Annotated in this window: 14 protein-coding genes; 6 read left to right on the top strand and 8 right to left on the bottom strand. The window is 48.0% G+C overall.

The window, feature by feature from the left end; genetic code table 11:
- Positions 1-1,046 precede the first annotated feature (1,046 nt).
- Positions 1,047-1,358, top strand: a complete 312-nt coding sequence (locus ACJJIZ_RS19955; protein ID WP_444914590.1) for a hypothetical protein — start codon at positions 1,047-1,049, stop codon at positions 1,356-1,358.
- Between the two features lie 8 nt (positions 1,359-1,366).
- Here the strand turns inward: ACJJIZ_RS19955 and ACJJIZ_RS19960 are convergent, their stop codons facing one another.
- Complete coding sequence (locus ACJJIZ_RS19960; RefSeq protein ID WP_444914591.1) at positions 1,367-1,621, bottom strand: hypothetical protein; 255 nt, start codon at positions 1,619-1,621, stop codon at positions 1,367-1,369.
- 314 nt (positions 1,622-1,935) lie between these two features.
- Here ACJJIZ_RS19960 and ACJJIZ_RS19965 point away from each other — a divergent pair, with 314 nt between their 5' ends.
- The gene (locus ACJJIZ_RS19965) at positions 1,936-2,355 is read left to right on the top strand and encodes a zinc-ribbon domain-containing protein (protein ID WP_444914592.1); all 420 of its coding nucleotides are present in this window, start codon (positions 1,936-1,938) and stop codon (positions 2,353-2,355) included.
- A gap of 140 nt (positions 2,356-2,495) precedes the next feature.
- Here ACJJIZ_RS19965 and ACJJIZ_RS19970 read toward each other — a convergent pair whose 3' ends face one another.
- The 5 genes from ACJJIZ_RS19970 to purU form a co-directional block, all read right to left on the bottom strand.
- Positions 2,496-3,815 carry a glycosyl hydrolase family 18 protein gene (locus ACJJIZ_RS19970; RefSeq protein ID WP_444914593.1) on the bottom strand — a complete coding sequence of 440 codons (1,320 nt, stop codon included), beginning with the start codon at positions 3,813-3,815 and terminating at the stop codon, positions 2,496-2,498.
- A 113-nt stretch (positions 3,816-3,928) separates the two neighbouring features.
- Positions 3,929-6,736 (bottom strand): TonB-dependent receptor, encoded by a 2,808-nt coding sequence (locus ACJJIZ_RS19975; protein WP_444914594.1) that lies wholly within the window; start codon positions 6,734-6,736, stop codon positions 3,929-3,931.
- Between the two features lie 380 nt (positions 6,737-7,116).
- Positions 7,117-7,848 (bottom strand): AraC family transcriptional regulator, encoded by a 732-nt coding sequence (locus tag ACJJIZ_RS19980; RefSeq protein WP_413664535.1) that lies wholly within the window; start codon positions 7,846-7,848, stop codon positions 7,117-7,119.
- Between the two features lie 76 nt (positions 7,849-7,924).
- The gene (locus ACJJIZ_RS19985) at positions 7,925-8,341 is read right to left on the bottom strand and encodes a hypothetical protein (RefSeq protein ID WP_444914595.1); all 417 of its coding nucleotides are present in this window, start codon (positions 8,339-8,341) and stop codon (positions 7,925-7,927) included.
- Positions 8,342-8,411: 70 nt separating this feature from the next.
- Complete coding sequence (purU, locus tag ACJJIZ_RS19990; RefSeq protein WP_282934112.1) at positions 8,412-9,251, bottom strand: formyltetrahydrofolate deformylase; 840 nt, start codon at positions 9,249-9,251, stop codon at positions 8,412-8,414.
- Between the two features lie 83 nt (positions 9,252-9,334).
- Between purU and pepQ the strand changes: the two genes are divergently transcribed.
- A complete protein-coding gene (gene pepQ, locus ACJJIZ_RS19995) occupies positions 9,335-10,636 on the top strand; it encodes a Xaa-Pro dipeptidase (protein ID WP_444914596.1) in 1,302 nt (433 codons plus the stop codon).
- A gap of 205 nt (positions 10,637-10,841) precedes the next feature.
- A complete protein-coding gene (locus ACJJIZ_RS20000) occupies positions 10,842-12,893 on the top strand; it encodes an amidohydrolase family protein (RefSeq protein WP_444914597.1) in 2,052 nt (683 codons plus the stop codon).
- A gap of 82 nt (positions 12,894-12,975) precedes the next feature.
- Here ACJJIZ_RS20000 and metE read toward each other — a convergent pair whose 3' ends face one another.
- On the bottom strand, positions 12,976-15,210 hold the full coding sequence (gene metE / locus ACJJIZ_RS20005; protein WP_444914598.1) for a 5-methyltetrahydropteroyltriglutamate--homocysteine S-methyltransferase: 2,235 nt from the start codon (positions 15,208-15,210) through the stop codon (positions 12,976-12,978).
- Positions 15,211-15,382: 172 nt separating this feature from the next.
- Here metE and ACJJIZ_RS20010 point away from each other — a divergent pair, with 172 nt between their 5' ends.
- Together ACJJIZ_RS20010 and ACJJIZ_RS20015 are read left to right on the top strand one after the other, a co-directional pair.
- Entirely contained in the window at positions 15,383-16,342 is a 960-nt protein-coding gene (locus ACJJIZ_RS20010; RefSeq protein WP_444914599.1) for a LysR family transcriptional regulator, read from the top strand.
- Between the two features lie 207 nt (positions 16,343-16,549).
- A complete protein-coding gene (locus ACJJIZ_RS20015) occupies positions 16,550-17,089 on the top strand; it encodes a cytochrome b (RefSeq protein WP_413664530.1) in 540 nt (179 codons plus the stop codon).
- 91 nt (positions 17,090-17,180) lie between these two features.
- On the opposite strand, the gene ACJJIZ_RS20020 is transcribed toward ACJJIZ_RS20015, so the two are convergent.
- Positions 17,181-18,947, bottom strand: a complete 1,767-nt coding sequence (locus tag ACJJIZ_RS20020; RefSeq protein WP_282934580.1) for a DEAD/DEAH box helicase — start codon at positions 18,945-18,947, stop codon at positions 17,181-17,183.
- Positions 18,948-19,010 lie beyond the last annotated feature (63 nt).

Consider the following 19,010-nt stretch of genomic DNA (forward strand, 5'->3'; position numbering starts at 1 on the left):
GCTACTGATGCTAGTTTCATCAGTAAATCTGATAAAATCCTAATGGATTATGGTTGTTTTTAAATCGATAGTACCAAGAGTCACAACGTGACCTTGAGATCTACATAATTATCATCACTGATTTTAAGACAAATACTACCTACACCATAGATGCCCAACAAACCATCGATAAAGAATGGCTATTTAAGGATGGGCAATATGCAAAATACACTTTCAAAGCTCTACCAACGCAGTAAAAATTTTTGATTAAATATTCTTCGGTTGACACCTTTTATAACAAGAAAACCTTTTCCACTCCAATTCTTCAAGGGTAATGCATATCACTAGGAAGTTGTAAGCTAATGCCAATTTGCAGTGGTTATACGAGGTGGAATACAAAGGTTTCTGGCGTCCCAAGCAGCTTAAAGGAAAAAATTGACCTAGACGATTTATACCATTTCGATTCCGCCGGTACTTTTGCTTCTAAAATCGCAGTCCACACAAGGTTGGTACATGCCAATTTTTTGAGATGCGTCATACATGTGACGCCATTCAAACCAATTAATGGCAACAAAAAAGAAGAGCACTACTGTACCCTACAGATACAGAATTAGATTCAACTAAGATAATCTCGCATTAGAAGTCAATACTTTAAATAGAGCGTTTATTTAAGGATGCGAAGCAGTACACAAGTCTAATCCAATATCAACCTACATTTGAATACCCATCTCACAGCGCTAAATTTACTAAAATTTGAAGATAGTAAGGAGGTACAGGAAGATACACCTACCGTTATTTCAATTGCCAGTTGGTAACAACGTACATTTACCTCGCATCTTATGGATAGAATTTATAGCGACTTTGGCCTAAACCTAATATGTGAAAAAATCATTCGCATTTATGATTGCCTCAGTGGTTACGGGGCAATTACAGCATAAAAACTTCCGAAGCATTGTTCATGCATCTACCATATAGTCACCCTCGGAAATTCAATTTAAAAAACGGCTTTAAATTCTCAATTTCGCAAAGTAATATATATAGACTAACGAATATCAAATGGACCAAACATGAAAAAATTATTACTTGCTACACTTGTACTAACTAGTGCCAATTTGGGAGCGGAAACAATTAGCATTCAAGCTATCCCATCCATAAAATCATTAACGGGAAGTAATGTTACCTTCTCATTTTCCACTACCTCAGAAATACCTGAAACATGCAAAAAAAGATTAGATAGCGGTATAACTGTAAATTTTCAACCTTCGTATAAAATATTCAATAATGCTGCAAAGAATGGTACAAACCTAAACATAGATCTCTCCACTTCTATCGATGATGGAGGTTATGAGATTTGCGGAATAAGTACTATCATCCCATAATCTTATTATTAGAGTATATTTTCACAAAGAAAATCTAAACTGTAAGCCTCCAGAACATACAAATGTAAACCTGGGGGCTTTTTCTTATACTGAATTCGCATAGCTCGACCTGAAAAAAAATCAGAAAACGTTAAATTGCCAACATAAGAAATACACACTTGCCCATCAGAAATTCCTGTGGTCACAAACAATTTAATTTTTTCTTTACCGGGCAATAATACGAAACACCCCATCGTCAATGTTGCATTTCGATAGCTTGTCAAGCTTCATTCCTTTCGGGAAGAAACATCTCAATAGTCCATTGATATTTTCAGTCAACCAGCCTCACATGAGCAATGTAGCGGGATGAAATACATCTTACACAGACTAGTTTTCGCTCGATCGACTGATAGCCCGTGAATTCACCGCCGTTGTCGAAGGTTGTAGTTTTACACGCTGCTTGAAAAGATTTTCTTTTTACAAAAGGATTAAAAGCGGGCTTTATGCCCGCTTTTTCGTTTTTATTAGGCCTATTTAACCTTCGCACCACCCGCAAAGCTTTCCCCTTTTCCTCTCAATCAATAGTAAGGAACACCCAATGAAAAGCGGCAAACAAAGAAGAACCGAAATTAAGCAAGCTCGAAGAAAAAGAATAGAGAAGTTAAATAGAGGCAAGATCCTTGATCAGTTCAGTGGCCCCATTCCCGACTGGGCTATTGCGGTAGATAGGGCAGCAATTGTGCACCACTCTTACTACATTGACATTCCTCTCTACTACTTGGATCGAGAATTTCAATGTAAAGATTGTGGCTCAGATGAAGTATGGACGGCAAAGCAACAAAAATGGTGGTATGAAATCGCCAAAGGAGACTTTGAGACTTCTGCGATTCGCTGTCGTCCCTGCAGGAAAAAGAAAAACCAATTGAAAGCAGAACAGAGAGTTCATATGGAAGCAATGGCAAAGAAAAAGCCACACCCCAATGAGGCCTTCTTTAAAAAGGGCTTTATTAAGGAATAGTATAGGTGCATCTGGTAAGATGCCAGAAATCACCCCTTGGGAACCGAGTATAAGGATTGTATTTCGGAGTGTTTACTACCCACTCCGAAATAGCTTTACTAAATAAAATTAACTAAACCATAACTATCAATATTTTTGAACTACTTAAGGCAATTAGGAAGCGCTGAAGTACCTGGCCATATTGTAGAAAGGTAACTGCTAGAATCTTTAGTCACATTAAATATCATAGTACCGCCACCAAGGTTATTATTCTCATTACATGATGCTAAAGCGCTCGCTGCAGAAGCACTATTCAACACAGTAGAAGCGCCAACACCCAGCTTAGACTTATCAACACCCAGGTTGATATACTTCTGGATTCTTGAAGTACAACTTGAGCCCAACCAATAGCTCATCTCCCAGCCATAGGTTAGTTGATCGCCTAGTTTCTTGCCATTCCATTCAGCTTGAAAAGCATCGGTATCACTCCAGAGTGCTTTGGAAATAATTTTATCCGGCATTTTCTCTCGCAATGCACTAGTCACTTTTACCAAGGAGTCAGAATAGGTTTGGCTGCACTGTGAGTACTCATCATCAATATCAATACCATCCAGACCATATTGATCCACTGCACCTTTCAACTGCTGAGCAAAGTCATCAGCGGATTGCTCATCGGCAAAACAAGACCATCCTGCATTTTGGTGATTTCCGAGAACGCTGAGTACTACTTTCGTACCCTTGTCTTGCAAGTCTTGCACTGTACTCAAATTGTTATTGAGCAAGTCCGACACTTGATCATTAAAATGCAGTACAGCTTTCTGACCATCATAATTAATATTTGCCGCGAAGATCACAGCTATATCAAACAACTGACTGCCATCACTATCTGTAAAGCAGCCTGCATTGCCCAGGTTATTACTATTAACTTCTACGTAAGCAACTTTGGGAGCAGATCCACTTTCTTGAGGAATATCAGATTTACACAGGGTGGAGCCCAGCTGACGTATTTCATTCTTGCGTGAACCACACCCATAGCCACTGCCATCCATGGAGGCATTACCGGCAAGATTTGCAATTTCCCAGTCCCCCAGGACGGAACACAGCTCATCTTTATAGATTTGAGCCTCAAGATAGGTGACCGGGCTTGCATCAGATGCACAGCTGCTTCCACTAACAACATGAGGCGCTGAAGGTTCGGATTTACACAATGTCATGGATAATTGGCGACTTTCGTTACTCGTCAATTGGCAATTTTTTCCCAGATGTTCTATTGAGGACCCGTCTGATAAACCAACCAAGTCACCATTATTGAGAAGATCACAAAATTCATTAGGATAATTAAGCGCTTCAGAATAGCTTACTGTTGTAGTGTCCGAGGGACAGTCATCCGAATTGACCACTTCAATATCTGCGTATGCACCAGCCTGAAATAAAATGGTGGCACAAGCAGCCTGCATTGCTCTACGTGTCGATTGTTTCATATTTATGCTCATTTTTATTATGTGGTTATGTAAATTCTATAATCTAATATCGATAGTCAAAAAAAATGGTGTAGAGCTTACACTCTACACCCAATACTACGATCAACGAGGTATTAGAATTTATAGTTTGCACCAATATATAGTCTGCGCCCAGAGTAATTATAATAAGTCATTCTGTTTTCCTGCTTCCAGAACCCCTCTGCCTTTTCCTCCGTTAAATTAATGATAGATGCCGTGAAATTGAGGTTTTCATTGAAGGTAAAGCTGACATTAAGATCAAGCTGCCCATAAGCTTTATCGTATAAATTATACCCTTGGTGAAGCCCCCCAGCTCGATCATCTTTCCAGTTATAAGATGCTCGCACACTGTACAAATCATTTTCATAATAACCGGAAAGATTGTACTGGTGCTTAGCCGTTCCAGGAATTTCTGCCTCAGTTTCTTCACCATTAACAAACACCCCTGAAGTACTAGTGTCGGTGTAGGTATAATTTGCCATTACACCAAAACCACTTTCGAACGCATGTTGTGCAAACAGCTCAACGCCTCTTGAAGTTGCCTCAGCACCACCCGTTTTTGTGGTCATATCGACTTCAATGGGTCCATTGCAGCAATTGTGCTCACGTAATACAACTTCAGTTGTGGTTATAGGAAGGTTGCTTATATCCTTACTAAATAGTGTTGCCCCAAGTGCGGAACCATCAAGGTAATACCATTCAATTCCCAGATCGAATTGATTGGAGAGCATCGCTTCTAACCCAGTATTTGCTGAGGTGCCGGTCCCACGGCCGGTCCAAGAATCCGGCGAGTTAATATTTACAGGGGGGCCATAAGACTCAGCCTGCCCCAAATCAGCATAACTAACTCGAGACATGGTTTTTGCTGCAGCAAATCGTATTACAAGGTCATCAGTTAGATCCCAGGCAATATTCAAACTTGGTAGGAAGTTTTCACTGTCAGCACTTCGATTATTTGCATTGGTGATATCTGTCTCTTGACCAATGATGTCATCGTACGTCGAGGTAGTTAAGTCGGTATTAACATAGCGGACACCAAAATTACCCCGGAAGGCTTCCAATTCAAAATCTGCCTGTGCGTAAAGTGAAAATATTTTTTCCTCGATGGTATAGGTACCGGATAAGACAGGAACTACAGTCCGGGTAAAATTATCACTAACGTAGGCTTTAAGCGCATCTATATCAAAAGGCAGATAGTTAATAGCCCCGGTATCGCCTGCGCTATTATCGATTACGCTGCCGCCAAGTAAGATTGAAGTGTCTGGATGAAAATCCGGGTTGTGGAACCATTCGGTACCCGACAACCACCCACGATAACCACCGTTATCCGAAATACCGTCATCCCACAGAAAAGTATCTCTTAGGGACTTGGCTTCATGATCCCGATATTTAGTACCGACATAGATTTTGTTAACTATTCCCCAATTGGTATCAAATCCCAGGTCAAGCTGATAATAATCTTCCCTATCCCGATTTTGGGTAGCGTCAGAACTAAACCAGTCATAATATGGATAGGCCTCCTGATCCGAGGTGAGATCTGTAGAGATTTCGTAGCTAGGTTCCCCGTCGGCAATAGACCACAGCCAACTATTTACGGAACCATAACGTGCATCCATATTTGCCATGATTCTTTCGGAGACACCTCCTTTTGCAGAGCTGCGCCCAATATTCACTGCTGCTGTGTAAGAATCACCTTCATACAGAATTTCGAGGTCGAATGTATGAGATTCTGATTCACCGTAGCTATCCTGCCCGGTCAATTGCGGAGACATTAAGCCTCGCTCTACCTCAACACCACCATTGACATCAGCATCGCCCCAGTTATCAGCATTTAGCAAGCCGTTATCACCGTTGCCATAGGTGACCACGGTATCCCCTTCCAGCTCAACGCCAAAGTAAGGGTTATGGTTATCATTCCATTCAGCTAAGGTGAGATTCTGACTACGGGTATCGTATCCCAACTGGGAACCGAAATAGTTCAGAGAAAATTCCAAACGCTCAGTTGGCCGCCATTGAGTAGTAATTTGATAACCATCCCTGGCCCTATCCTGCTCATGATTACCAATACCCATGGCTCTGGGCGCCCAAACATTGTTGTAAACTTCACCAGTTTCCTGGTCAACAATTGCCGGACGCTCAGCACCTTCAACTGTATCTGAATGGAATCGCCAATGGCTCGCGTAGTTTTCAATTGAGGTTACGGTTCTGTCCTGCTTGGTATATCCAGCCAGGATACCAAAGGTTTCACTCTCATTTTTCCAGGAGTAAAAAGCACTATATTGAGGTTCCCACTGCTCATTAGTATCTGAGTAAGTGGTTTCAGTAGTTATAACACCCTCACCAGAATCCATTTCCAGAGGCTTACGACTGTGTAGAATAACCGTTCCGCCAATTCCTCCTTCATCAATTCTAGCTTCCGGGCTTTTGTAAACTTCTACTTTGCTAATCATGTTGGATGGCAGCAAAGTGTAATTAAAGCTTCGAGATGGCGCTTCTCCATCAGAGGTTGCAATGTAGTTTCCATTTAACTGAGTCAAGGTCCACTCGGCACTGGTGCCACGAATACTGACTCGACTACCCTCTCCACCACTGCGTGTAATTGTGATCCCTGGCACGCGCTGAAGAGAGTCTGCAACATTCTTATCCGGGAACTTGCCCACATCCTCGGCGGTTATCGCGTCTACAATAGCATTAGAATCCCGCTTAATTTCCAGGTTTCTGGTATTACTCTCAAGAATTCCGATTACCTCAATATGATCCATCGGTTTGTCTTTCTCAGAGATATCATCAGCAATCGCCACGCTACTAATGGCTAATGAAATAGCGGAGACTAGCGATTTCTGCTTAATCTCCCGGCTCCAGATTTTGACCGTGGTTCGTCTATTATTCTTGACTGTTTTCATAGTATCCCAACTTTCTTTTCTTATAAGTTATTTAAAAGAGCCCCTCTCCAAATTGGAGAGGGGCGAGAAACCGTCAGGGGACCCTAAACCCCGTAATGACAGTCCACTTGTTGAGCACTAAAACCCTAAGAAAAAAACGGGATAAGGGGGTAATAGAAACTGAGACAGGAATAGAACAAAATCGGCGTTTGGAATTTTGGAGGACACTAAGGGAAAGGTATTAGAAGGTATGAAAGGCCAAAATTCGATTATGGATTTACAGGATATTCAACAAATAGATAAACTATTTTTAAAGAGAAGAAAGCCAGCACCAAACCATTTCAACAAAAAACTTCTATTGATTATCCATCTCTAAGTAGTTCAGGAATGGCCTATCGCATTCAAAGTTGAGACTGAACTTCTTCTCTATAAATAGCGGGAAGCTGCCCAAACATGGTCTTGAAATGTCTACTGAAGTAACTGTGAGATGGAAATCCGACACGGTATGCGATTTCAGAAATTGGCCGCTGAGTGTCCACCAGCATACGACGGGAGTTCTCTAACCTAACCTCTCTGACAAACTGCATTGGAGTTTTCTCCAAATACTTTTTAAATCGCCTCTCAAGGGCGCTAACAGACAAACTGGCTACCTCTGCTAGCTGTTCGACAGTAATCGGCTGACTGTAATTATTTTTAATATATTCAACAGGCTTTTTCAGCTTATCCATTCTGGAGAGCGTTTTGACCGTTTCATTAAGGTCGCGAGCTACGCCATAGGTACCAATAATTTTTCCAGTGGAATTCTTTAGTGGGCGCTTGGATGTCGTAAACCAAACCAACTCTCCACTTTTCCCTATATTCAACTCCAGTCGATCTGTAATCGTTTCGCCCTCCATCACTCTTTGGTCATCACGCATATAGTTTTTTGCGAGATAAGAGGGGGAAAAATCCATATCAGAGCGGCCCACAACCTGATTAAGGGACCTGCATCCAACATGCTCAATAAACTCTCGGTTACAATGTACTACGTAACCAGAATCATCTTTTACCCAAAAAATAATATCTGATATTAAATCAAAAACCGCAATAATCTGCTGGGTAGACACCATTTCCAATATTGATTCAGACTTCATTATTATTATCTATAATAGCTGGTAAAGAGTCCCTGCCTTTTTTATTACTGTACAGATCCAGCAAGCAGAAAAGGCACTAAAAAGCGCCTTCTCGGCACTCTCCCCGCACCTCACCACCATACGCGGAAATAACCCGTTCAATTTCAAAATAGCCACGCTCACAGAAACCGGTTTCCAACATCTTTTGTTCGAGAGCCCAATCTAAATAACGCTCTACACGGTCACTTGAACGGCCTCCCAAACCGATAGTATCCCGCTGCATTCGACGTTGAGAACTAGGCTGGTTTGAAACTGGGGGAGGAAGATCCTGCCGATCCTTCTCAAGAGTAAATGTAAAACGCTTAGCTCCATTTTGAGCAATCTCAGTTACAAACGACTCTTTCATTCCGGGAATCGGCTTGTTACTGGAACAGGCACTGAGAAAAATAGGTAACGCTAGGCCAGCGGCAATAAATAAACGGGCCTGAAAACTGCTAATATTTTTATTATTCACTCAAAATCCTCTCTAAACACTAACCTGCTTTACTACATCGAGCGCAAAGTTAGTATTGTTTACTGCGTTTCTATTTAAATACCACTGTTTTATTTCCGTGTATAAACACTCGCTCCTGCAAAACTAGTTGCAGCGCTCGAGTCAAAACCAATTTTTCGACATCCCTACCTGCATCCGCCATGGTTTCTGCAGAATAGGCATGATCCACATGTATTACATCCTGTTCAATGATCGGCCCTTCATCCAGATCATCGGTAACAAAGTGCGCTGTGGCTCCAATAATTTTTACTCCACGCTCGTAGGCCTGCTGATAGGGCTTGGCTCCGATAAATGCAGGAAGGAAAGAATGGTGGATGTTGATAATGCGCCCGCTATAGCGAGCAACAAAATCAGGGGTTAGCACGCGCATATACTTGGCCAGCACCAAATAATCAGGGTTGTACTCATCCACTAAGGTGGCCACTTGCTGCTCGTGGGCCCCGCGCTCCATCCCCTCAGCAGAAATACAGTGGAAAGGAATATCAAACTTCTGTACCAGCCCCTCCAGATCCGGGTGATTGCCGATAACAGCCGCGATCTCCACATCCATAGCGCCGGAATAGCACTTCATCAGGATATCCCCCAGGCAGTGGGGCTCGCGGGTAACCATCAGCACCAGGCGTTTCTTCCGCTCTATGGATACCAAGCGACGCTCTGCGCCCTGGGGCAGTGTCATATCCAGATCTTCCAGGAAGGTGGCATCGTTAAAGATACCCTCCAGGGCAGTGCGCATAAAGAAGCGCCCCTCAACCCGGTCCACGAACTCATCATTTTTGATGATGTTCAGCTGGTGCTTGTAGCAAATATTGGTAATCTTTGCGATCAGGCCCTTATCATCGGGGCAGTCGGTCAGCAGTATCTTCTTTTCCATGGTCGAATTTCAGGCCAAATATCCAGAGTCCAGACTATACACTATGCCGACTTTACGATTCAGCGATCCATTCCGGGGAGAACATGGATAAAAACCTTTACGCCGATCATATGGCCACCCTGTGCCGCCGCTACGACGAAATCCTCGAGCAGAGCGGGTTTGATACCCTCAACGTATTCAGTGGCGCTCCCAGGGTGCAGTTCCTGGACGATAACTATTACCCGTTTAAGGTGAATCCCCACTTTAAGGCACTGGTTCCCATTACCGACAACCCCCACAGCTGGGTTATCTATCAGCGCGGACAAAAGCCAAAGCTTTTGTTCTACCGCCCAGTAGACTTTTGGCACTATGTACCGCCGGCACCGCAGACCTTCTGGAGCGATTTCTACGATATCGAGCTACTGAGCAAGCCGGCCGATGCCCAGGCGTTCCTGAGCTCGGAGAATGCCGCTTTTATCGGTGAGAGCGACAAGCTGCAAGGCTGGTCACTGGGGGAGGAAAATCCGGAGCTTCTGATCAACCGCTTGCACTGGGCCCGCGCTTATAAAACGCCTTATGAGGTCGCCTGCCTGCGTGAAGCGAACCGTATTGCGGTCAATGGGCACCGCGCCGCCGAACAGGCTTTCCGCAGTGGCGCCAGTGAATTTGAAATCAATCAGGCCTACCTGGGCGCTGCAGGCCAGGGTGAGAACCGCATGCCCTACGGCAATATTGTTGCCCTGAATGAGCATGCCGCAATCCTGCACTACACCCACCTGTCTACTGAGCGGCTGCCTGAGCCGCAGCTGAAAAGCTTCCTGATCGATGCGGGTGCTGACTGCAATGGCTACTGCTCTGATATCACTCGCACCTACGCCTATGCCGATAATGAGTTCGCAGAGCTGGTAACGGCCATGGATGAAAAGCAGTTGCAGCTGGTAGACGGCCTCAAACCTGGCCTGCCTTACCCAAAACTACATCGCCAGTGCCACTTAAACGTGGGCGAGCTGTTGCTCCAATTTGGCATTATCAAAACCTCTGCCGAGAATGCCGTGGAATCCGGATTAACTCGCCCCTTCCTGCCACACGGCCTGGGTCACTTCCTCGGCCTCCAGGTACACGATGTCGGCGGTCACCAGACCGGCCCCGATGGAGGCACGACACCCCCACCGGCCGAGTACCCGTTCCTGCGTACCAGCCGAACTATCGAGGAGAACCAGGTATTTACCATCGAACCTGGACTCTACTTTATCGATAGCCTATTGGGAGAGCTGAAAGACTCAGACCTCGCTGCCGAGGTTAGCTGGGATAAGGTCGACAGCTTCCGCCCCTACGGCGGCGTGCGTATTGAAGATAATATTGTTGTACACGCATCCGGTAACGAAAACCTTTCTCGCAGCGCTTAGCTCATAGACTAAAGCAATATTGTGAGAGTGCTTACAAGTAAGCGCTCTCGCAATACCTTTACCTTACTCTGAAAGTTAAAACATTAAAGAACGCCCCACCGCTCCCGCTTTTCCTCTCGCCGCTTGCGCCCCTAAGCTGCTTGCCCCCTCACCGAAAAGAAGCCAAAGTCCATCACCGGTATTACAACAAGAAAAGGGACAATTCATGAGAAAAAAAACACTGGCAACGCTTATAGCAGCTACAGTACTAGCCGCAGCCAATACCGCTTACGCAAAATCAATCGAGTATATTTTTTACGATAAAGAGGGCATTGCGGGCTCAGAAATTATTCACCAGGATGGAACAAAGGTATCTGGTGAATTAAAGCTCGGCTGGAATAACCGCCGCCTAAACCTCAAGGAGAGCTTCACTATCGGTGAGGCGGCAATGCCCGAGCAATTATCCATTGAAGGGATCAGCCCATTTGGTGCTCCAGTCAGCGAAGAATTTTCCCTGGAAAATGATATCGCTCGCTGGAAAGGTTCCGATGAACATGGCAGTGCAAAAACTTCCGAAGCCCAATTTTATATTCCCAAGAACAGTACCCTTGCCGTACAGACGCAATTGGTAAAAGCACTGATTGCCGATGCAGATCAAAGTATTGATTTACTGCCGCAAGGAAAAGCACGCCTCCATAAGCTTGATAAAGTGACCCTGCAACAAGGCAAGAAAAAGAAAACGGTCCACCTTTACGGCGTAAGCGGCCTGGGCTTTACCCCAGATCTCGCCTGGTATGATGACAATGGGGATTTATTTGCCTCCGATGAGGGGGGATGGTTCGCCATCCTGCGCAAAGGCTGGGATAAATCTCACCTCGAAGAACTGAAAACCCGGCAAGTCGCAGCCGCAGACCAGTACCTGCAAGGTATTGCCAAGAAACATACCCACACATCAACACAACCCATCCTGATCAGCAACGTCAACCTGGTTGATGTTGAATCTGGCAAACTGCAGAGAAAGCACCATGTTCTGATCAAAGATGGAAAGATCGCAAAAATCAGTAAAAAACCGATCAAAGCCAACGGGGCAACCACCATTGATGCCCGTAACCATACGCTGATCCCCGGCCTCTGGGATATGCACGCCCACTTATCCCCTACCGATGGTGTTCTGAATATGGCCGCTGGCATTGTCAATGTTCGCGACATCGGTAATACCCATGAAAGTATCATGCGTATTGAAGGGATGTTTGAGTCAGAGCAAATCATTGGCGGCGACCTTTTCCGTGCGGGCTTTATGGACCGGGAAAGCGAAAATGCCATGCGAATGGGCAAGACTGCGGACAGCCTGGAAGAAGCCAAGGATATTGTCGAGTGGTATGCCGATCGCGGCTATCAGCAAATTAAAACTTACAGCTCGATGGAGCCCGAGTGGATCGCTCCCTTAGCCAAGCATATCCACGAAAATGGTATGCGTTTGTCCGGTCATATTCCTGCATTTATGACCGCCGAAGAGGCAGTGGACGCGGGCTTTGATGAAATTCAGCATATCAATATGCTGTTTCTGAATTTTATGGGCAAGATAGATACCCGTAAAAGACTGCGCTTTACAGAAATCGGTGAGCACGCCCACGAGCTGGATCTGGATAGCAAAGAAGTGTCTGCTTTCCTGGATAAGCTAGCCAAGAAAGGCACTGTCGTAGACGCAACCACCACCGTATTCAGCTCGATGTTACTGCGCCAGCCGGGCAAAGTAGATCCTGAATTTGCCGATATTACCGACCACCTTCCAGTCAATATCCAGCGCGCTTTTGTTGGGGCCGAACTGGATGTGAAGCCGGAACACCGGGATGACTACGACCTTTCAGCGGAAGCCCTGCTGGCCATGATGCTCAAGCTACACGAACACAAGGTCACTATGGTCGCAGGCTCCGATGGCATCCCCGGGTTTACCCTGTTACGTGAACTGGAGCTCTATGCCAAAGCCGGTATTCCGAATATTGATGTGCTGCGCACGGCCACACTGGTACCGGCACAAGTTATGGGGGCCGACGAGTATACTGGCAGTATTGCGGTGGGTAAAAATGCAGACCTGGTTTTACTGGAGGGAAATCCCCTTGAGGATATCACTGCGCTGCGTCGCACTGCACTGGTGCTCGAGGGGCAGAATATGTATCGCCCGGATGAGCTTTACACAGCCTTGGGTATTAAACCTTTCCACCCTTCAGTGCCATTTGAATTAAATAACACTACTACAGTAGCCACCAAGTCCGAGTAAGTTAAAAAAACAGAAGCGGAAAAAACAGAAAAGAAAAAACCGGCAATCCAAATGATTGCCGGTTTTTTTATTTCTAAATTGGCTAGGCCAGTTCTGTGCGCACAGTGCGCGCAGCCTCTACCATATTCAGTAAGGATGACCCGACCTCAGCCCAGTTACGGGTTTTAAGGCCACAGTCCGGATTTACCCAAAGTCTTTCAACCGGCACCACTTGTGCAATTTTCATAAGTCGCTCAACCAACTCCCTCCTTTCCGGCACATTGGGTGAGTGAATATCGTAAATGCCAGGTCCAATTTCATTGGGGTAACCACCGGCCTTGTCGGCAAACGCGCTGAGTAGGCGCAAATCGGAGCGAGCTGATTCAATAGTAATTACATCCGCATCAAGGGAAACAATGGCATCCATAATTGCATTGAAATTGCTGTAACACATATGAGTGTGGATCTGGGTTTCCGCTTTTACTTCGCTACAGGTGTAGCGGAAACACCCTACCGCCCAGGCAAAATAATCCTGGTGCTCAAACTCTCGAAGGGGAACCCCCTCACGTAAAGCAGGTTCATCAATCTGGATAATCCCGATACCGGCCGCCTCAAGATCCAGCACCTCCTCCCGCAATGCCTTGGCAATTTGCAGACAGCTCTCACTGCGGTGGATGTCCTCCCTCGGGAAGGACCAGTTGAGAATTGTGACCGGGCCGGTGAGCATACCTTTTACCGGCTTATTAGTTAGGCTCTGGGCATAGCTACTCCACTCTACTGTCATAGCGTTAGGTCGGGAGATATCACCAAAAATTATCGGGGGTTTCACACAGCGAGAGCCATAACTTTGCACCCAGCCATTACCGGTGTGTACAAAACCATCCAGTTGCTCCCCGAAATATTCCACCATATCGTTGCGCTCAGCCTCACCATGCACCAATACATCCAGACCGAGTATTTCCTGACGACGGATAGCTTCGGCAATTTCAGCGCGTAGATGTTCTAAATAATCCGCTTTAGAAATCTCACTATTGCGGTACTTGCGGCGCACACCGCGCAAAAGATCCGTCTGTGGGAATGAGCCTATTGTGGTAGTGGGTAGCAGTGGCAATTGCCAACGCTTGGCCTGTACTAAAGAGCGATCCTGAAAGCACTGTTGGCGCCAGGTATCCCGTAATTGATCAGCAATGGAGCCCTCGGCTACACCACTCTCTCCACCTGAGACAGGGATCTCTGTGTCCTCATTGAGCAGCTGCTGTAATTGAGCCAACTCCTGAAGTTTCTGGCGGCTGTAAGCAAGCTTCTGTTTTTGCTCACTGGGCAGCTTGATCTCTGTATCCAGATCCACAGGGCTATGGAGCAGGGAGCAACTGGCTGATAGCCACAGGCGATCTCCCAACTGTTTCGCCAAAGGCCGCAAAGTGCCCTGCCAGCGGTTGAGGTCTGCTCGCCACACATTCCGTCCATTAATCACACCCGCAGACAGAACCTTGTTCTTACCTGCCAGCTGGGCCGCAGCTTCAAGTTCTTCAGGTGCGCGTACACAGTCAATATGTACCCCGGACACAGGGAGGGAAAATACCAGCTCCAAATTCTCGCGCAAAGGTGAGAAATAGGTAGCCAGCAGTGTATTCACCCCCGGGGCTAATGCCGCAATCTGCTGGTAGGTGCTATCAAAAGCCCCACGCCATTCATCCGGCAGATCCAGGCCTAGTATGGGTTCATCCAACTGCACCCATTCAACTCCGAGGTCAGCGAGCTGAGACAGCAACTCGGCATAGCAAGGCAGGAGTTTTGGCACTAAATCCAGAGGGCTATCCACACCTCGCCCCAGCCATAAGTAAGTGAGTGGTCCAATAACCACCGGCTTGGCTTTGTAGCCCAGGGATTGGGCTTCCCGTACCTCGTCAAGTAACCACTCACTATCCAGGGAGAACATCTGATCATTGGAGAACTCAGGCACCAGATAGTGATAATTGGTATCAAACCACTTGGTCATGGCACTAGCCGCTACCGGCTGTCCCGATGGAGCGCGACCACGGGCCAAGCGGAAGTACTGGTCCAGCTTGTTGTCTGCCGCTCCCTCTGCAAAACGCTGACCGACCACACCAAACATCAGGGAGTGATTCAGAACCTGGTCGTACCAGGCGAAATCTCCCACAGCCACACGGCTCAAACCGGCCTCACTTTGGGCCTGCCAGTTACCACGGCGGATCTCTGTGCCCACTTGCAGCAATTGCTGCTGGGGCATATCACCGCGCCAATAGGCTTCTTGCGCTTTCTTTAGTTCGCGATTGGCTCCGATACGCGGATAGCCGAGGATATGTGTTTGCACCATGGCCGCCTTCCCAAGCTCTTTCCTGTGAGGGGAACAAAGTTGCCCCATTGAAAAATACCCCGCAGCTGCGATCTCGGTAACGGTCGCATTAGCGAGAGTCCTGACTTGATTGTGTGCGCACAGTGCTGTTCAATCAATTTCATATTTTTTGCAAATAACATGAATAATTTTAATGATGATTGAATTGCGCCATTTGCGTGCGCTGAGTGTTTTGCGTGAGACAGGCAGCTTGGTACGCGCAGCAGATCGCCTTCACTTGACCCAGTCGGCTCTTTCGCACTTATTTCGCGAAATGGAGGACCGGCTCGGCCAAGAACTGTTTATACGCAAATCCCGGCCTCTGCGATTTACCAGTGCCGGTCTGAGACTGCTGCAGTTGGGCGACGACATACTGCCCCAGGTAGCTATAGCACAGCGGGACCTGTCCCGACTGGCATCTGGGCAAGCGGGCAGGCTCAATATCGCTATCGAGTGCCACAGCTGCTACCAGTGGCTGATGCCCGCATTGAATACCTTCCGGGACAGCTGGCCAGAAGTGGAACTGGACCTGTGCAGCGGCTTCCACTTCGCTCCCCTGCCCGCACTGGTGCGCGGCGATCTGGACCTGGTTGTCACTTCTAATCCAGACCCCGATCTCAAAGGATTGCACTACGAGCCGCTATTCAGCTTTGAAATGTGCCTTGCCATAAGTCGCAAACACCCTCTAGCGCAGGAGAGCAAACGGCGTTGGGTAGAACCGCAGGAATTGGCTGGTGAAGTCCAGATTACCTATCCGGTTGAGCGCGAGCGGCTAGATATCTTCCAGCACTTCCTCGACCCCGCTGGAATTGAACCCGCAGAAGTTCGAACCGCAGAACTCACCGTGATGATGGTTCAGTTAGTAGCCAGCGGCCGAGGGGTTTGCGCCCTGCCCAATTGGGCGCTGCACGAGTACCTGCAAAAGGGGTTTGTTTCCCAATTCCAGCTTGGTAAAGAGGGCCTTTGGAGCACTCTCTACGCGGCAGTGCGGGAAGATATGCTCGAGCAACCTTATCTCACAGACTTCCTCAAAACCGCACGGGATACCAGCTTTGCCAATCTGCAAGGTGTGAGAGCGGCCAAAACCAGCCCCAGTGTGGCAGAACCTGCCTAACCACTTACAAAAGTTAACTGGGCGGCTTAAGCCTTTGCGGAAATAATGACTTATTCAACCTCAGCACAATTATCAAACAAACTGAATATTTTCAGATCAAACAAATCAATGGTTTGGTCTGGCCGGAGAGGCCGGTAAAATCACACAAATAACTATCGGCAGTGGCCTGTACCCGGCCAAATGCCTGGACTTTGTAGGAGACCCTCTATGTCAAACCCGGTTGAACGTTGGAACTCAGTGAGCAAAGGACTGCACTGGCTTTTTGTAATCCTGCTGCTCTCTGTGTGGGGAGCGGTTGAACTGCATGAGTTTTACGAGCGCGGCGACCCCATGCGCGGCTGGTTTATGCAGCTGCACTTCTCGCTGGGAGTCGGTGTCCTGATGCTTCTGGCCCTTCGCCTCTACTGGCGTGCACGTCACAAGCGCCCACAGATTGAAGGCAAGAAGTGGCAGAAGGCACTGTCCAGCCTGACCCATGGTGGACTCTACCTGTTGATTCTGGCTATGCCGGTATCAGGCATCGTGATGCGCCAACTGTTTGGGCGCGATACCGAGTTTTTTGGCCTGTTTGCCGTTCCCAACCTGTTCGCCAAAAACCCGGATCTGGGCAAGCAAATCGCTTTCCTGCACAAAGATGTAATGTGGCCCGCCCTGCTCGTACTGGTTGGACTGCATATCGCCGCCGCCCTGTGGCACCATTTTATTGCCCGCGATAACACACTCACCCGTATGCTGCCACAGCGCTAATTCAAGTCAGGGAAGAAGTAGAAGAAAGGAAACTGAATGGGAGAGCGCAGGCCTGCGCTCTCCCGGAATAAACCTGCTAAACAGGTACGACTTACTCGTCGTTATTGCCGCGCTTGGCTTTGGGCTTACCTTTGGGCTTGAACTTAGGCTTACCCTTGGGCTTCCCTTTCGATTTCACCGCCGCTTCATCGAAGCGGGTGATTTTCATCGGCTTACCGGAAACACGCACCTTCTTCAGGTGTTGGAACACTTCTTTCGGCATTCCCTGAGGCAGATCTACCGTGGTGAAATCGTTGTAGATTTCGATACGGCCAATATAGGAGCTGTCCAGATCTACCTCATTGGCAATAGCGCCAACAATGCTGCCGGGACGCACGCCCTGCTCGCGGCCGATCTCGATACGGAAGCGCTCCAGCCCCTCATCGGGCGGCGGCAGCTTGCGATCTTTCTCGAAGCTTTCCTTCTTGCGGCGGCGGCCACCGTCAAAGTCATCATCGCGCTCGCGACGCTCTTTGCGCGGTCTCTGCTCTTTCTCTTGAATCAGCAAGGGCTGGTCACCTTGGGCCATTGCAGCCAGCGCGGCAGCAACATCCAGAGGGTCAACTTCATTCTGCGCCAGGAATTCCTCAACCAGCTGGCGATAGGGCGCCAGATCAGTTTGGCCTTCCAGGGTCGCGGTAATGCGCTCGCGGAAGCGCTGCATACGGGCACTGTTAACCGCATCTGCGCTGGGCAAATCGAGTTTTTCGATCGGCTTCTTGGTCGCTTTCTCGATGACTCGCAACATACGACGCTCGCGGGGCGCCACAAACAGGATCGCATCGCCTTCGCGACCGGCGCGGCCGGTACGACCGATACGGTGAATATAAGCTTCGGTATCGTAGGGGATATCGTAGTTAATCACGTGACTGATACGCTTTACGTCCAGTCCACGAGCCGCAACATCGGTGGCTACAACAATATCGAGCTTGCCATTTTTCAGCTTGTCGATCACGGCTTCGCGCAGGTTCTGCGCCATATCACCGTTCAGGGCGGCACTGGCAAAGCCTCTGGCGGCCAACTTATCTGCCAGTTCCACAGTGCTGTTTTTGGTGCGCACGAAGATAATCGTGGCGTCCACCGGCTCCGCTTCAAGAATACGGGTCAGTGCATCCAGTTTGTGCAGGCCGCCAACCGGCCAGTAGCGCTGGCGAATGGTTTCCGCAGTCTCAGTCTTAACACGGATTTTTACTTCAACCGGCTCATCCAGATGCTCGCGGGCGATGCGGGCAATCTCTTTTGGCATAGTGGCGGAGAACAGCGCAATCTGGCGCTCTTCAGGAATCTGCTCCAATACCCACTGCACATCATCGATAAAGCCCATGCGCAGCATTTCATCCGCCTCATCCAGCACCAGGGTGCGCAGATTGGACAGATCCAGGGAGCCGCGACGCATATGGTCCATCACCCGTCCGGGGGTACCTACCACCAGCTGAACGCCACGCTTCAACTGCTGTATCTGGCCGCGGTAGTCCGCGCCACCATAGATAGGCGCAACGTGGAAACCTTTCAACTTGGATGCGTAAGACTGGCAGGCTTCAGCCACCTGAATAGCCAGTTCGCGGGTCGGTGCCAGCACCAGTGCCTGAGGGCGACGATCCTTCAGGTCCAGCTGGGAGAGTAGCGGCAGCGCAAAGGCTGCGGTCTTGCCAGTGCCGGTCTGGGCCTGGCCTAGCACATCCCGCCCCTCCAGCAGGGACGGAATAGTTTGTGCCTGGATCGGGGAGGGAGTCTCATAGCCGAGCTTTTCGATGGCGCTGAGAATTTCAGACGGCAGACCCAACTGGTCGAAGCCGGCCGCTTTAGGGGTATCGGTCATTTCGGAATTCACTTGAAGCCAAAGTCCCTATCGCGGGACCGGAGCGGTGGGTAAAAGGCCGCG

Source organism: Microbulbifer maximicatervae (SeqCode), from assembly GCF_052467225.1.

What these genes read in the sequence shown, in the direction of transcription:
- ACJJIZ_RS19955 (WP_444914590.1), top strand. Translation starts at nt 1,047, where the DNA reads ATGAAAAAATTATTACTTGCTACACTTGTACTAACTAGTGCCAATTTG.
- ACJJIZ_RS19965 (WP_444914592.1), top strand. Translation starts at nt 1,936, where the DNA reads ATGAAAAGCGGCAAACAAAGAAGAACCGAAATTAAGCAAGCTCGAAGA.
- ACJJIZ_RS19970 (WP_444914593.1), bottom strand. Translation starts at nt 3,815, where the DNA reads ATGAAACAATCGACACGTAGAGCAATGCAGGCTGCTTGTGCCACCATT.
- ACJJIZ_RS19975 (WP_444914594.1), bottom strand. Translation starts at nt 6,736, where the DNA reads ATGAAAACAGTCAAGAATAATAGACGAACCACGGTCAAAATCTGGAGC.
- ACJJIZ_RS19980 (WP_413664535.1), bottom strand. Translation starts at nt 7,848, where the DNA reads ATGAAGTCTGAATCAATATTGGAAATGGTGTCTACCCAGCAGATTATT.
- purU (WP_282934112.1), bottom strand. Translation starts at nt 9,251, where the DNA reads ATGGAAAAGAAGATACTGCTGACCGACTGCCCCGATGATAAGGGCCTG.
- pepQ (WP_444914596.1), top strand. Translation starts at nt 9,335, where the DNA reads ATGGATAAAAACCTTTACGCCGATCATATGGCCACCCTGTGCCGCCGC.
- ACJJIZ_RS20000 (WP_444914597.1), top strand. Translation starts at nt 10,842, where the DNA reads ATGAGAAAAAAAACACTGGCAACGCTTATAGCAGCTACAGTACTAGCC.
- metE (WP_444914598.1), bottom strand. Translation starts at nt 15,210, where the DNA reads ATGGTGCAAACACATATCCTCGGCTATCCGCGTATCGGAGCCAATCGC.
- ACJJIZ_RS20010 (WP_444914599.1), top strand. Translation starts at nt 15,383, where the DNA reads ATGATGATTGAATTGCGCCATTTGCGTGCGCTGAGTGTTTTGCGTGAG.
- ACJJIZ_RS20015 (WP_413664530.1), top strand. Translation starts at nt 16,550, where the DNA reads ATGTCAAACCCGGTTGAACGTTGGAACTCAGTGAGCAAAGGACTGCAC.
- ACJJIZ_RS20020 (WP_282934580.1), bottom strand. Translation starts at nt 18,947, where the DNA reads ATGACCGATACCCCTAAAGCGGCCGGCTTCGACCAGTTGGGTCTGCCG.